Annotated in this window: 10 protein-coding genes; 5 read left to right on the top strand and 5 right to left on the bottom strand. The window is 74.4% G+C overall.

The genetic code is table 11. The features are described 5' to 3' along the window. Positions 1-104: 104 nt before the first annotated feature. Positions 105-1,091, top strand: a complete 987-nt coding sequence (locus tag LG634_RS31240) for a LysR family transcriptional regulator (RefSeq protein ID WP_226738772.1) — start codon at positions 105-107, stop codon at positions 1,089-1,091. A 9-nt stretch (positions 1,092-1,100) separates the two neighbouring features. Next, a complete protein-coding gene (locus LG634_RS31235) occupies positions 1,101-2,900 on the top strand; it encodes a glycoside hydrolase family 3 protein (protein ID WP_226738770.1) in 1,800 nt (599 codons plus the stop codon). Positions 2,901-2,986: 86 nt separating this feature from the next. Here the strand turns inward: LG634_RS31235 and LG634_RS31230 are convergent, their stop codons facing one another. The 3 genes from LG634_RS31230 to LG634_RS31220 all read right to left on the bottom strand — a co-directional run bounded on the left by LG634_RS31230 (position 2,987) and on the right by LG634_RS31220 (position 9,032). Beyond that, entirely contained in the window at positions 2,987-4,420 is a 1,434-nt protein-coding gene (locus LG634_RS31230) for a S28 family serine protease (protein ID WP_226738768.1), read from the bottom strand. Positions 4,421-4,514: 94 nt separating this feature from the next. Continuing rightward, positions 4,515-4,970 (bottom strand): hypothetical protein, encoded by a 456-nt coding sequence (locus LG634_RS31225; RefSeq protein WP_226738766.1) that lies wholly within the window; start codon positions 4,968-4,970, stop codon positions 4,515-4,517. A gap of 192 nt (positions 4,971-5,162) precedes the next feature. Beyond that, a complete protein-coding gene (locus tag LG634_RS31220) occupies positions 5,163-9,032 on the bottom strand; it encodes an ABC transporter ATP-binding protein (protein WP_226738764.1) in 3,870 nt (1,289 codons plus the stop codon). Between the two features lie 138 nt (positions 9,033-9,170). Between LG634_RS31220 and LG634_RS31215 the strand changes: the two genes are divergently transcribed. Both LG634_RS31215 and LG634_RS31210 read left to right on the top strand, forming a co-directional pair. Next, positions 9,171-9,473 carry a ribbon-helix-helix domain-containing protein gene (locus LG634_RS31215; protein WP_226738762.1) on the top strand — a complete coding sequence of 101 codons (303 nt, stop codon included), beginning with the start codon at positions 9,171-9,173 and terminating at the stop codon, positions 9,471-9,473. Then, a complete protein-coding gene (locus LG634_RS31210) occupies positions 9,470-9,886 on the top strand; it encodes a type II toxin-antitoxin system VapC family toxin (RefSeq protein WP_226738759.1) in 417 nt (138 codons plus the stop codon). The genes LG634_RS31215 and LG634_RS31210 overlap by 4 nt, the downstream gene beginning before the upstream one ends. A gap of 13 nt (positions 9,887-9,899) precedes the next feature. Here the strand turns inward: LG634_RS31210 and LG634_RS31205 are convergent, their stop codons facing one another. Together LG634_RS31205 and speB are read right to left on the bottom strand one after the other, a co-directional pair. Further along, positions 9,900-11,582 (bottom strand): thiamine pyrophosphate-binding protein, encoded by a 1,683-nt coding sequence (locus tag LG634_RS31205; RefSeq protein WP_226738757.1) that lies wholly within the window; start codon positions 11,580-11,582, stop codon positions 9,900-9,902. Between the two features lie 24 nt (positions 11,583-11,606). After that, positions 11,607-12,569 carry an agmatinase gene (speB, locus tag LG634_RS31200; RefSeq protein ID WP_226738755.1) on the bottom strand — a complete coding sequence of 321 codons (963 nt, stop codon included), beginning with the start codon at positions 12,567-12,569 and terminating at the stop codon, positions 11,607-11,609. 146 nt (positions 12,570-12,715) lie between these two features. Here speB and LG634_RS31195 point away from each other — a divergent pair. Further along, positions 12,716-13,283: PucR family transcriptional regulator ligand-binding domain-containing protein (locus LG634_RS31195; RefSeq protein WP_372482526.1), on the top strand; the 568-nt coding region annotated here is incomplete at its 3' end.

The raw sequence follows: 13,283 nt of genomic DNA, 5'->3' as shown, positions 1-13,283 counted from the left end.
GCATCCGGCCGGGCGACCGTGTAGCACCAGCGCAGATGTCTTCACCATTGGATGAAGCATTCCTTCATCCGACGACGGGCGGCAACACCCCCTAGGCTGCCCGCATGCTCGACCTCTCCCGACTGCGCGCCCTCCACGCGGTGTCCGTCCACGGCTCCGTGGGCGCGGCCGCCGAAGCCCTGGGCTACACCCCCTCGGCCGTCTCCCAGCAGATCGCCAAGCTGGAGCGGGAGACCCGCTCCACGCTGCTGGAGCGCCGCGGCCGGGGCGTCGCGCTGACCGAGGAGGCCCGGCACCTGGCCGCCACCGCGCAGGAGCTGCTGGCCATCGTGGAGCGGGCCGAGACCACCCTGGAGGAGCGCCGCGGGCGGCCCAGCGGGCAGCTGCGGGTGGCCGCGTTCGCCTCGGCCGCCCGCGGCCTGCTGCCCGGCGTCCTGGCCGAACTGGCCGCCGCGCACCCGGCGCTGGAGGTCCGCCTCACGGAGGTCGACCCGCACCTGTCCACGGACCTGGTGGCCCGCGGCGTGACCGACCTGGCGGTCGCCCACGACTGGGACATCGCCCGGCTGCCCACCCCGGACGGCGTGGAGCAGGCGGTCATCGGAGACGACCTGTGCGACCTGGTGGTGCCCGAGGGCCACCCGTTCACCCGCCGGGAGCGGGTCCGCCGCACCGACCTGAACGGGCAGCGCTGGGTGTCGCAGCCGCCCGGCCGGGTCTGCCACGACTGGCTGGTGCGCACCCTGCGGGCGGTGGGCGTGCAGCCCGACATCGCGCACGTGGTGGAGGAGAACCACACCCAGGTCGCCCTGGTCGCCGCCGGCCTGGGCATCGCCGTGATCCCCCGGCTGGGCACCGGGCCGCTGCCGCCGGGCGCGGTCGCCGTCCCGCTGGAGCCGGTCCCCACCCGGCGGCTGTACGCGCTGTGGCGGACCGGCGCGTCCCGCCGCCCGGCGATCACCGAGGCGGTGCGGGTGCTGCGGGCGCACTGGCCGCCGCCGGGCTATCCGGAGCCGCCGGCGCGGGGCCGGGTCGCACGTCCGGGGGACGCCGGGGGTGTCCCCGGGGCCGCGGACGGGAGCCGGCAGTAGCGTGCCCGGGTGCCGTACCACGCCTCCCGCCGCCTCCTGCTCGCCGCGGCCGCCCTGGCGGCCCTCCCGGCCGCCGGGTCCGCCTCCGCCGCCGGCACCCGCCGGCCCGCGCCCGTGACCGGGCCGGCCCGCCTGGCCGCCCGGATGTCCCTGGCCGAGAAGGTGGGCCAGCTGTTCGTGACCCGGGTCTACGGGCACTCCGCGACCGCGCCCGACCCGGCGGACGCCGAGTCCAACCTGGCGCACTTCGGGGTCCGTACCGCCGCCGAGGTGGTCTCGGCGTACCACGTGGGCGGGATCGTCTACTTCGGGTGGGCGCACAACACCCGCAGTCCGCAGCTGGTCGCCGAGCTGTCCGAGGGTCTCCAGCGGGCCGCGCTGGCCGGGCCGTCCGGGATCCCGCTGCTGCTGTCGGTGGACCAGGAGCACGGCGCGGTGGCCCGGATCGGCCGTCCGGCGACCCTGTTCCCGGGGGCGATGGCGCTGGGGGCGGCCGGGGATGCGGCCGGGGCCCGGGAGGCGGCCCGGATCGCCGGCGCCGAACTCGCCGCGCTGGGCATCCGCCAGGACTACGCGCCGGTCGCCGACGTCAACGTGAACCCGGCGAACCCGGTCATCGGCGTACGGTCGTTCGGCTCGGACCCGCGGGCGGTGGCGGAGCTGGTGGCCGCCCAGGTGCGCGGTTACCAGGAGTCCGGGATCGCCGCCACCGCCAAGCACTTCCCGGGCCACGGGGACACCGAGACGGACAGCCACGTGGGGCTGCCGGTGATGCGGCACACCCGGGCGCAGTGGGAGGAGCTGGACGAGCCGCCGTTCCGGGCGGCGGTGCGGGCCGGGGCGGACGCGGTGATGACCGCCCACATCGTCTTCCCGGCCCTGGACCCGTCCGGCGACCCGGCCACGCTGTCCCGGCCGATCGTCACCGGGCTGCTGCGCGAACGCCTCGGCTTCCGGGGGGTGGTGGTGACCGACGCGCTCGACATGGCCGGCGTACGGCAGAAGTACGGGGACGACCGGGTGCCGGTGCTGGCCCTGAAGGCGGGCTGCGACCAGCTGCTGAACCCGCCGGACCTGCGGCTGGCCATCCGGTCGGTGCTGGCGGCGGTAAGGTCCGGCGAGCTGACCGAGGACCGGATCGACGCCTCGCTGCTGCGGATCCTGGAACTGAAGCTCCGCCGGGGCCTGTTCGCCGGTCCGCTGCCGCGTCCCGGGGAGGTGCCGGCCGCGGTGGGCACCGCGGAGCACCTGGCGGCGGCCGACGCGATCGCGGCCGGCACCACCACGCTGCTGGCCGACCCGGACGGGCTGCTGCCGCTCTCCCCCGCCGTCCGGCCGCGGCTGCTGGTCACCGGCGCCGACCCGGGCTCGCCGAGCGGCACCACGGGTCCGCCGACGGCGGCACTGGCCCGCGAGCTGGCCGCGCTCGGCTTCACCACGCAGACCGTGCCCACCGGCACCGCCCCCACCGAGGCGGCGGTGGCGGCCGCGGTGGCCGCCGCCCGCGGGCAGGACGCGGTGGTGGTGCTCACGTACAACGTGCCGGTGGCGGAGGCGGCGTCCGGTGGCCAGTACGCGCTGGTGCAGCGGCTGGTGGACACGGGCGTCCCGGTGGTCGCGCTGGCGGTGCGCAACCCGTACGACGCGGCCCGGCTGCCGCGCACCGCGGCGGCGCTGGCCTCGTACGCGTGGACGGACGTGGAACTGCGGGCCGCCGCGCGGGTGCTGGCGGGCCGGACGAGCCCGTCGGGACGGCTGCCGGTGCCGGTGCCGGGCGCGTATCCGCTGGGGCACGGGCTGACGTACTGACCGCGGCCGGCGCCGGACGTGCCGAGGCCCCCGGGACCCGAAGCGGGTCCCGGGGGCCTCAGTGCCTGCCGGAGGCGCGTGCGGGGTTACGGCCGCAGCTGCGGCTCGCGCTCCACGTCGCGCTTGTCGAGCTTGGCGTCCGGCTTCGCCAGCGGGCGGGCCTTGGCGTCGCCGCTCAGCACGGCCGCCGGGGCCACGCCGGCCCACTTGAGGATCTTCGCGGTGGCCAGTGCCTGCTGGTCGGCGGGCAGCATGGACACCCGCGCGCCGTGGTTGGCGCCGGGGGCGGTCATGACGTAGCTGTCACGCGCGCCGTAGCCCAGGTGGAAGGGCTCGGCACCCCACGGGTCGTTCTGGCCGTAGACGAAGAGCATGCGGTGGGCGTTGTTGCGGACCCAGTGGTCCACGTCGCGCATCGCGTGCTTCTCGAACTTCATCGGGATGGAGCGGGGCACGAAGTTGCGCGGCGGCTGGTAGCCGTAGCGGCTCAGGCCCTTGAGGTGGGGCTGCTTGATGTCGGGCGAGCCGAGCTGGACGCCCGCCTGGTAGTAGTACGGCGTGTACGTCTCCAGGCCCTGGTCGGTGTAGGCGGAGAAGCCGGAGATGCCGTCGATCGAGTCCCAGATCTCCTGGTCCGTCGCGGTCGCGGCGGCCGGGATCGCCGAGCAGTCGGCGAGCAGGCTGTACTGCCAGAAGGCCCACACGTAGTCGAGGACGACGGCCTCGTACGCCTTGTCGAGGTTGCCGACGGTGTTGAACGTCCAGCCGTTCTCGGCGGCGGCGGCCTGGTACTTGGCCTCCAGCGGGGCGCGGCGGACCAGGGCCTCGCGCTGCACCGCGTTCAGCCGGTCGCGGCACTCCTTGGTTCCGACCTTCGCGAAGAACCGGTCGTAGGCCGAGTCCTCCTTGTTGACCACGTCGTTGGGCGCCACGTACGCGACGATGCCGTCCATGTCGCGCGGGTAGAAGCGCTCGTAGTAGGTCGCGGTCATGCCGCCCTTGCTGCCGCCGGTGGCCAGCCACTTCTTCGGGTAGATGGCCTTGAGGGCCTTGAAGACGCGGTGCTGGTCGCTCGCGGCCTGCCAGATGGTCAGCTTGGACCAGTCGGCCGGGTCGGGGCGGGACGGGTTGAAGAAACGGTACTCCAGCGAGAGCTGGTTGCCGTCGACGATGGTCGTCGGCTCACTGCGCCGCGGCGAGGTGTTGACGTTGTAGCCGGAGGTGAAGAACACCGTGGGACGGGTCGTGTCCTTGTGCAGCAGGGTCAGCCGCTGCTGGAACTTCGCGCCCTTCGGCTTCCGGTGGTCGACCGGCTGCGTGTAGTTCAGTACGAAGAAGCGGTAGCCGGGGTACGGCTTCTCCTCGATGAGGCTCATCCCCGGCACCGCGAGTATGCGGTCCTTGATGTCCGGGCCGTCGGCGGACCCGGCGGCGGTGGCCGCCCCGGCCGTCGCACCGGCCGCACCCATCGTGCCGATCAGCACCACGAGCGACAGCAGCCATCTGAGCGCCTTGCGCATGCACCCTCCCCTTGGAATCACTGCGAACGCAGGGAAACCTAGCCGGGGCAACACGCCTGTGAACAGACCTGGTTGGAAAGCCGCGCCGGTCCCGTCAGCAGAGGATCCATCCGGAGGATACGGATCCGGATCCGACCCGGCCGCGGACGAACACGCAGCGGCTCAGCGCGGAGACGCTGACCGGTCCGGCCTGCCGGCTGAACATGCCGCTGTCCGGGACCGGCACCCCGCCGCGCGGCTGGATGCTCACCATCATGTACTGGGGCCGGCCCGGCCTCTTCGCGAGGGTCACGGCGCAGGCGTGGGTACGGGTCTTGTACACGCGCACCTCGCCGGTGCTGAACGGGAGGGTCTTCATCAGCCGGCCCGCGCAGCCGAACGCCGCCTGCGCCGGCTCGGCGGGCAGCGCACCCACGGCAAGGAACAGGCCGACGGCCAGCACCCCCCAGACCCGCAGGGCGGTGCGCCGCGCGCGGCTGCGGGCGCGGCGTGCCGTGCGGACAGTGCTGTCGCCGCGGGCCCGGCCGGCCCCGCCCCAGGTCTCGAACACGCTTGTTCCCCTCCGCCATGTGTACGCAACTACGACGCACCAAGAGCCGGGATGGTTGCGTCCGCCCCGGCCGGGCGGGGCTCCGCCGGGCCGGGCCGGTGCGGGTGGCCGGGGCGGTGGCCGGTGCCGCGGCCGGGGCGGTGGCCGGTGCCGCGGCCGGGGCGGTGGCCGGTGCCGCGGCCGGGGCCGCGATCAGGCCGCGGGGGCCCTCTCGTCCTCGCCGACGCTGCCGATGAACGTCTGCCACAGCTGCGCGTACCGGCCGCCGAGCGCCAGGAGTTCGGCGTGCGTGCCGTCCTCGGCGACCCGGCCGCGGTCCATGACCACGACCCGGTCGGCGCGGGCCGCGGTGCTCAGCCGGTGGGCGACGACGAGGGTGGTGCGCTTGCCCGCGAGCCGCTCGGTGGCCTGGTTCACCAGGGCCTCGGTGGCGAGGTCCAGGGCGGCGGTGGCCTCGTCGAGCAGCAGCACGTCCGGGTCGACCAGCTCGGCGCGGGCCAGGGCGATCAGCTGCCGCTGGCCGGCCGAGAGGTTGCGGCCGCGCTCGGCGACGGTGTGCAGGTAGCCGTCCTCCAGAGTGGCGATCATCGGGTGGGCGCCGACCGCGCGGGCGGCCGCCTCCACCTCGGCGTCGCTCGCGTCCGGCCGGCCGTAGGCGATGGCGTCCCGGACGGTGCCCGGGAAGAGGTACGGCTCCTGCGGGACCACGCCGAGGCGGTGCCGGTAGCGGGTGAGGTCAAGCTCGCGCAGGTCGGTGCCGTCGGCGGTGACCCGGCCCCCGGTCGGGTCGTAGAACCGGGCGACCAGCTTGACCAGGGTGGACTTGCCGGCGCCGGTCTCGCCGACGAACGCGACCGTCTGCCCGGCCGGGATCTTCAGGTCGATTCCGGCCAGCGCCTCGCCCTTCGCGCCGCGCTCCTCGGCGGTGCCGTAGGCGAAGTGGACGTCCTCGAACGCGATCTCGCCGCGCAGGGCGGGCAGCTCGCGGGGCCGCTCGGGCTGCGGGGTGGTGGTGGGCTCGCGCAGCAGCTCCTGCATCCGGCCGAGCGAGACGGTGGCCTGCTGGTAGCCGTCGAAGACCTGGGACAGCTGCTGGACGGGGGCGAAGAACAGGTCGATGTAGAGGAGGTAGGCCACCAGCGCACCGGTGGTGAGGGTGCCCGCCTCGACCCGGCCGGCACCGACGATCAGCACGGCGGCCGCGGCCACCGAGGACAGCAGCTGCACGAACGGGAAGTAGACGGAGATCAGCCACTGGCCGCGGACCCGGGCCTCCCGGTACTCGTGGCTGCGCTCGGCGAACCGGGCGGCGCCGGTCCGCTCGCGGCGGAAGGCCTGCACGATCCGCAGGCCCGCCACGGACTCCTGGAGGTCGGCGTTGACCACGCTGACCCGGTCCCGGGCCAGCTCGTACGCCTGTACCGACTTGCGGCGGAAGACGATGGTGCCGAGGACCAGCACGGGCAGGGTGGCGAAGACGATGAGCGCCAGCCCGACATCGAGGACGAGCAGGGCGAGCAGGATGCCGAAGAAGGTGAAGACGGAGACGACCGCGGTGACCAGCCCGGTCTGCAGGAAGGTGCTGAGGGCGTCCACGTCGGTGGTCATCCGGGTCATGATCCGGCCGGTCAGCTCGCGCTCGTAGTAGTCGAGGCCGAGGCGCTGGAGCTGGGCGAAGATCTTGACGCGGAGGCTGTAGAGCACCCGCTCGCCGGTCCGGCCTGTCGCCCGGATCTCGGCGATCTGGGCGGCCCACTGGGCCAGCACCACCACGAGCGCCAGTCCGGCGGCGGCCCACACGGCGCCCAGGGCCAGCCGCTGGACGCCGTCGTCGATGCCGTGCCGGATCAGGATCGGCAGCAGCAGACCGGCGGCGGCGTCCACGGCGACCAGGCCGAGGCTGATCGCGAGCGGCCCCCAGAAGCCGCGCAGCAGGCGGCGCAGGCCGTAGCTCTCCTCGGGGGCGGCGGCCCGGTCCTCGTCGACGCCGGGGGTGTCCAGGGCCGGCGGCAGGGCCGCGACCTGGGCGAGCAGCTCGGGGGTGGCGGGCATGCCGGCGACGGCACCCGCCATCGACGGCGGACCGCCGGCGGCCCCGGAACCGGCGGCGGGGCCGGCCGGGCCGCGGGCGCCGGACCCGGACCCGTCGGGGCGCCGCCACAGCTCGGGGGTGACGCCGTCGGCGACCCGCCGCTTGGCGTTGACCGGCTCGGCGTCGATCTCGGCCTCGATCTCCAGGTCCTCGAGGTCGCGCTCCAGGTCGGCGATGACCGCGGCGTCGGCGTCGGGGACCCGCGGGGAGCCTGCGGCCAGCGCGTCGGGGTCGGTGAGCAGCCGGCGGTAGAGCGCGGAGCGCTGCTCCAGCTCCTCGTGGGTGCCGATGTCGGAGAGCCGGCCGCGGTCGAGGACGGCGATCCGGTCGGCGAGGGCGAGGGTGGAGCGGCGGTGGGCGATCAGCAGGGTGGTGCGGCCGGCCATGACGGACCGCAGCGCATCGTGGATCTCGTGCTCGATCCGGGCGTCGACGGCCGAGGTGGCGTCGTCGAGGAGGAGCAGCCGGGGGTCGGTGAGCAGGGCGCGGGCCAGGGCGAGGCGCTGGCGCTGGCCACCGGAGAGGGTGAGGCCCTGCTCGCCGACCTTGGTGTCGTAGCCGTCGGGGAGGGCTTCGACGAACCCGTCGGCGCGGGCGGCCCGGGCGGCGGCGCGGATCTCGTCGTCGGTGGCGTCGGGGCGGCCGTACGCGAGGTTGGCGCGGACGGTGTCGGAGAACAGGAAGCTGTCCTCGGGGACCAGGCCGATGGCGGCCCGCAGGGAGTCCTGGGTGAGCTCGCGGACGTCGTGGCCGCCGACCCGGACGGTGCCGGCGGTGGCGTCGTAGAAGCGGGGCAGGAGGAGCGAGACGGTGGACTTGCCGCTGCCGGAGGCGCCGACGAGGGCCACGGTCTCGCCGGGGGCGATGGTGAGCGAGAAGCCGTCGAGGACGGGGCGCTCGCCGGGGCCGTCCCCGGTGCCGTAGCCGAAGGACACGTCGTCGAACTCGACGGTGGCGGGGGCGTCGGCGGGCAGCTCGACTGTGCCGTCGGCGATGGCCGGCTCGGTGTCGATCAGTTCCAGGACGCGTTCCACGCCGGCGCGGGCCTGCTGGCCGACGGTGAGGATCATGGCGAGCATCCGGACCGGGCCGACGAGCTGGGCGAGGTAGGTGGAGAAGGCGACGAAGGTGCCGAGGGTGACCTGGCCGCGGGTCGCCATCCAGCCGCCGAGGCCGAGCATCGCGACCTGCCCGAGGGCGGGTACGGCCTGCAGGGCGGGGGTGTAGCGGGAGTTCAGGCGGATGGTGCGCAGGCGCCCGGCGAACAGCCGGCGGCCGGCCTCGCGGAGCTTCCCGGTCTCCTGCTCCTCCTGGCCGAAGCCCTTGACGACGCGGACGCCGGTGACGGCGCCGTCGACGACGGTGGCGACGGCCGCGGCCTGGCCCTGGGCGTACCAGGTGGCGGGGAAGAGCTTGGTGCGGCTGCGCCGGGCGATGAACCACAGGGCGGGGGCCATGGCGACGGCGACGAGGGTCAGCAGCGGCGAGAGCCACAGCATGACGGCCAGGGATATGCCGAAGAGGAGGAAGTTCCCGATGGTCATCGGGAGCATGAAGAGCAGGCCCTGGATCAGCTGGAGGTCGCTGGTGGCGCGGCCGACGACCTGGCCGGTGGACAGCTCGTCCTGGCGCCGGCCGTCGAGCCTGGCGATGGTCGCGTACATGTCGGTACGCAGGTCGTGCTGGACGTCGAGGGCGAGGCGGCCGCCGTAGTACCGGCGGATGTACGTCATGGCGTACACGAGGACCGCCGCGCCTATGAGGAGGCCGGCCCAGGTCGCCATGGGTTTGCTGTGGTCGCCGATGACGTCGTCGATGATCACCTTGGTGACGAGCGGCACCAGGGCCATCACGGCCATGCCGCCCAGCGAGGAACCGAGCGCGAGCAGCACGTTGAGCCGGTACCGCCAGGTGTATCCGGCCAGTCTCCTGGCCCATCCCTGCCGTCCGGCCGTGTCCGCCACCGCCACGTGAGCCTCCCCGTATCGTCCTGTCCTGCCGGAAGGCCCAACGCAGCGAGCTGCCGATTTCATCCCGCCGCAACATTCGGACGGCTCACCCGAACGGGCGACTTCCGGGCCGGGTGCGACGTTCGTATGCTGGCATATATGACGAAGCGGACGACCATCAAGGTGGACGACGAGCTCGACGCGCGGATGCGCCACGAGGCCGCGCGGCGGGGGCTGACGCTCTCCGAGTGGGTGCGGGAGGCCATCGAGGCGCACCTGCCGGGGGCGGACGACGTACCGGCGGGCGAGATCCGGCGGACTTTCCGCTCCACGGCAGCGGGGCGGAGCGGCCGTTCGGACATCTCGGAACGGATGGAAGAACTCCTCGCGGGCCTGGCCGACGGTCGTGACATCCTCGCCGAGGAAGAAGCGGCAGAAGCACTCCGGGAGTCGGCCGCATGAGCGGACTCGTCGTTGACGCGGGCCCCCTGTACGCCTCACTCGACGAGGACGATGCGTGGCACAAACCGGCAGTGCGCCTGCTGCGGACGCATCCGGGCCCCTTGGTGGTCCCGACGCTCGTCATTGCGGAAGTCGCCTACTTCGCGGGCCGTCGGCTTGGCGCCAGGGCCGAGCTGCTGTTCTCGCAGGACCTGGCCGAGGGGCATTTCGCCGTCGAGCCCGTCCACCCCACCGACTGGCTGCGCATCGCCGAGCTGACGGCGAAGTACGTCGACTTCCCGCTCGGCATGGTCGACGCCTCGGTCATCGCCTGTGCCGAGCGCCTGGGAGTCACCGAGATCGCCACGGTCGACCGGCGGCACTTCTCGGCCGTGCGGCCGCGGCACACGGCTTCCTTCACGCTGCTGCCGTGAGGCGCAGGCCCGGCTACCCGTGCGTCGGGGCGAACATCTTCAGGACGGCCGGGAGGACCAGGACCGAGGGGCCGGGGGTGGCGAGGGCCTTCCTGAGGTCGGTGGTGAGGGTGTCGGGGGTGGTGCGGGCGGCGGGGACGCCGAAGGATTCCGCGAGGGCGACGAAGTCGGGGCGGGTCAGTTCGGTGCCGGTGGTGCGGCCGAACGCGTCGGTCATGTACTCGCGCAGGATGCCGTAGCCGCCGTCGTCGACGATCAGCCAGGTGACGTCGAGGTCGTGCTGGCGGGCGGTGGCGAGTTCGGCGAGCGAGTACATGGCGCCGCCGTCGCCGGAGACGGCGAGGACCGGGGTGCCGGGCTCGGCGACGGACGCGCCGAGGGCGGCGGGGAAGGCGTAGCCGAGGCCGCCGGCGCCCTGGGCGGAGTGCATGGTGTTGGGGTGCCGGGCGTCGAAGGCGGACCAGGCCCAGTACCCGAGGACCGTCATGTCCCAGAAGGACGGGGAGCGGGCCGGCAGGGCCGCGCGGATCGAGGCCAGGAGGGACTGTTCCAGCTCCAGGCCCTGGCCGGCGAGCCGGCCCTGGATCTCGGCGAGGACCATCTGCACGCGGGCCGGGGCGTACGGGTCGGGGCGCTCGCCGACGGTCTCCAGCAGGGCCTGGAGGGCGAGCCGGGCGTCGGCGTGGATGCCGAGGGCGGCATGGTTGGACTCCAGCTTGCCGAGGTCGGCCTCGATCTGGATCACCCGGCCGCCGGGGAGGAACGTGTGGTAGTTCGAGGACAGCTCGCCCAGCCCAGAACCGACGACGAGGAGGACGTCGGCGTCCTCCAGGAAGTCGGTCATGTGCCGGTCCTCCAGCCAGGACTGGAGGGACAGCGGGTGGTGCCAGGGGAAGGCGCCCTTGCCGCCGAAGGTGGTGACGACGGGGGCGTTGAGGCGCTCGGCGAGCTGCCGGAGCTTGCCGGAGGCGTCGGACCGTACGACGCCGCCGCCCGCGATGATCACGGGGCGGGAGGCGTGCTCCAGCCAGTGGGCGGCGACGGCGGTCAGCTCGGGGCGCGGCGCGAGCTCGTGCGGGGTCGCGTCCACGCCGGTGACCTGCGGGATCACGGTCTCGGCGCGGAGCACGTCCTCGGGGATCTCCACCCAGACCGGGCCGTGCGGGGCGGTCAGCGCGGACTCCCAGGCGGCCGCGATGGCGGACGGGATCTGGGAGGCGGTGCGTGCAGGATGCACCGACTTCACGACGTCCCGGAAGGACGCCGCCTGGTCGCGCAGCTCGTGCAGGTGGCCCTGCCGGCCGCCGCCGAGGCCCGCCGACGGGACCTGGGAGGAGATGGCCACGACCGGGGCGGAGGCGGCCGCCGCCTCCTGGAGGGCGGCCAGCGAGGTCAGCGCGCCGGGGCCGGTGGACAGCAGCAGCGGGGCGGCCTCGCCGGTGATCCGGCCGTAGGCATCGGCGGCGAAGCCCGCGTTGTTCTCCACCCGCAGCCCGATCAGGCGCAGGTCGGAGCGCCCCACCGCGTCGAACATGCCGAGCGCGTGCTGGCCCGGCAGGCCGAAGACGGTGGTCGCGCCCAGGCTCCGCAGGGTCTCCACGACCAGGTCCCCGCCCGTGCGGCCCGGCGGCGGGGCCAGAGCGGCCGCCGTCTGGGCGTCGGTGGGACGGAGAACCAGGTCGTGGTCGTGCGTCACGCTCGTACGGCCCTTCTTGCCTTGTTACTTCGCCTTCGCCGCGGCGATCTGGCGGCTCATGATCGTGGTCAGCTCGTACGCGGTGTGCGAGGCCGCGACCGAGGTGATCTCGGCGTGATCGTACGCCGGGGCGACCTCGACCACGTCCGCGGAGACCAGGTTGCAGGACGACAGGCCGCGGATGATCTCCAGCAGCTCGCGGGAGGTCATGCCGCCCGCCTCGGGGGTGCCGGTGCCGGGGGCGTGGGCCGGGTCGAGCACGTCGATGTCGATGGAGATGTACAGCGGGCGGTCGCCGATGCGCTGGCGCAGCTGGTCGGCGATCTCGTCGGCGCCGCGGCGGTAGACGTCGGCGGAGGTCACGATGCCGAAGCCCATCTTGGCGTCGTCGTCGAGGTCCTGCTTGCCGTAGAGCGGGCCGCGGGTGCCGACGTGGGACAGCGCCTCGGTGTCGAGGATGCCCTCCTCGACGGCGCGGCGGAACGGGGTGCCGTGGGTGTACTCGGCGCCGAAGTAGGTGTCCCAGGTGTCGAGGTGCGCGTCGAAGTGGAGCAGCGCGACCGGGCCGTGCTTCTTGGCGACCGAGCGGAGCAGCGGCAGGGCGATGGTGTGGTCGCCGCCGAGGGTCATCAGCCGGGATCCGCCCGCGAGCAGCTCGTCGGCAGCGGCCTCGACCGTCTCCACGGCCTCGTTGATGTTGAAGGGGTTCACCGCGATGTCACCGGCGTCGGCGACCTGCGCGAGGGCGAACGGGGAGGCGTCCTGCGCCGGGTTGTACGGGCGCAGCAGGCGGGAGGCCTCGCGGATGGCGTTGCCGCCGAAGCGGGCGCCGGGGCGGTAGGACACGCCGGAGTCGAAGGGGACGCCGACGACGGCGACGTCGGCGGAGCCGACCTCGTCGAGGCGCGGCAGGCGGGCGAAGGTCGCCGGGCCCGCGTACCGGGGGATGCGGGAGGAGTCGACGGGGCCGCGCGGCTGCGTGCTCATGAGGGGTGCCCTTCTGTGCCTTCGGTGTCGTGCCGCCCGGGCTGGGGGTCCCGGGTCTCCTTCCGAGCGTAAGTGGCCCGCCCGGCGGTGCGAAGTGTACGTTTCCTCCATTGAGATCCCCTTGAATGTACGGACCCTCCATGGCCATGTCCCCTCCTGATCCCGCCGTGCCCGGCCCCCCGGCCGCTCCTTCGCCCGGCCCCGAGAGCACGCCGGTGGCGCTGGAGGCGCTGCTCGGGGACGCCGCGCTGGGGCTGCGGCCCGCGGCCGGGGGCGTGCGGGCCGAGGTGTACGGGGTGCACGCCTCGGAGATGGCCGATCCCTCGCCGTACCTCCTGGGCGGGGAGCTGCTGCTGACCGCCGGGCAGGAGCCGGGCCGGCCGGAGGAGTACGCGGCGTACGTGGCCCGGCTGGTCGCGGCCGGAGTGGCGGCGCTCGGTTTCGGTGTGGCGCCGGTGCACGCGGCGGTGCCGGAGGCGCTGGTGGCGGCCTGTGCCCGGGCGGGGCTGCCGCTGGTGGAGGTGCCGCCGGGGACCCCGTTCACGGCGGTGGCGCGCGCGGTGTGGCGGCTGATGGCGGAGGCCCGGACCCGGGAGCTGCGCCGGGTCACGGAGGCGCAGCAGGCGCTGGCGTCGGCGGCGGCCCGGCCGGATCCGGTGGCCGCGGTGCTGCGGCGGCTGGCCGCGACGCTGGGCGGCTGGGCCGCCGTCCTGC

Source organism: Streptomyces bambusae, assembly GCF_020532645.1.
In the GTDB taxonomy this organism is placed as follows: Bacteria; Actinomycetota; Actinomycetes; order Streptomycetales; family Streptomycetaceae; genus Streptomyces; species Streptomyces bambusae.
This window is presented reverse-complemented; position numbering and strand designations above follow the sequence as displayed.

Coding starts and splice junctions, on each gene's coding strand:
- LG634_RS31230 (WP_226738768.1), bottom strand. CDS start 4,420: ATGCGCAAGGCGCTCAGATGGCTGCTGTCGCTCGTGGTGCTGATCGGC.
- LG634_RS31240 (WP_226738772.1), top strand. CDS start 105: ATGCTCGACCTCTCCCGACTGCGCGCCCTCCACGCGGTGTCCGTCCAC.
- LG634_RS31210 (WP_226738759.1), top strand. CDS start 9,470: ATGAGCGGACTCGTCGTTGACGCGGGCCCCCTGTACGCCTCACTCGAC.
- LG634_RS31215 (WP_226738762.1), top strand. CDS start 9,171: ATGACGAAGCGGACGACCATCAAGGTGGACGACGAGCTCGACGCGCGG.
- speB (WP_226738755.1), bottom strand. CDS start 12,569: ATGAGCACGCAGCCGCGCGGCCCCGTCGACTCCTCCCGCATCCCCCGG.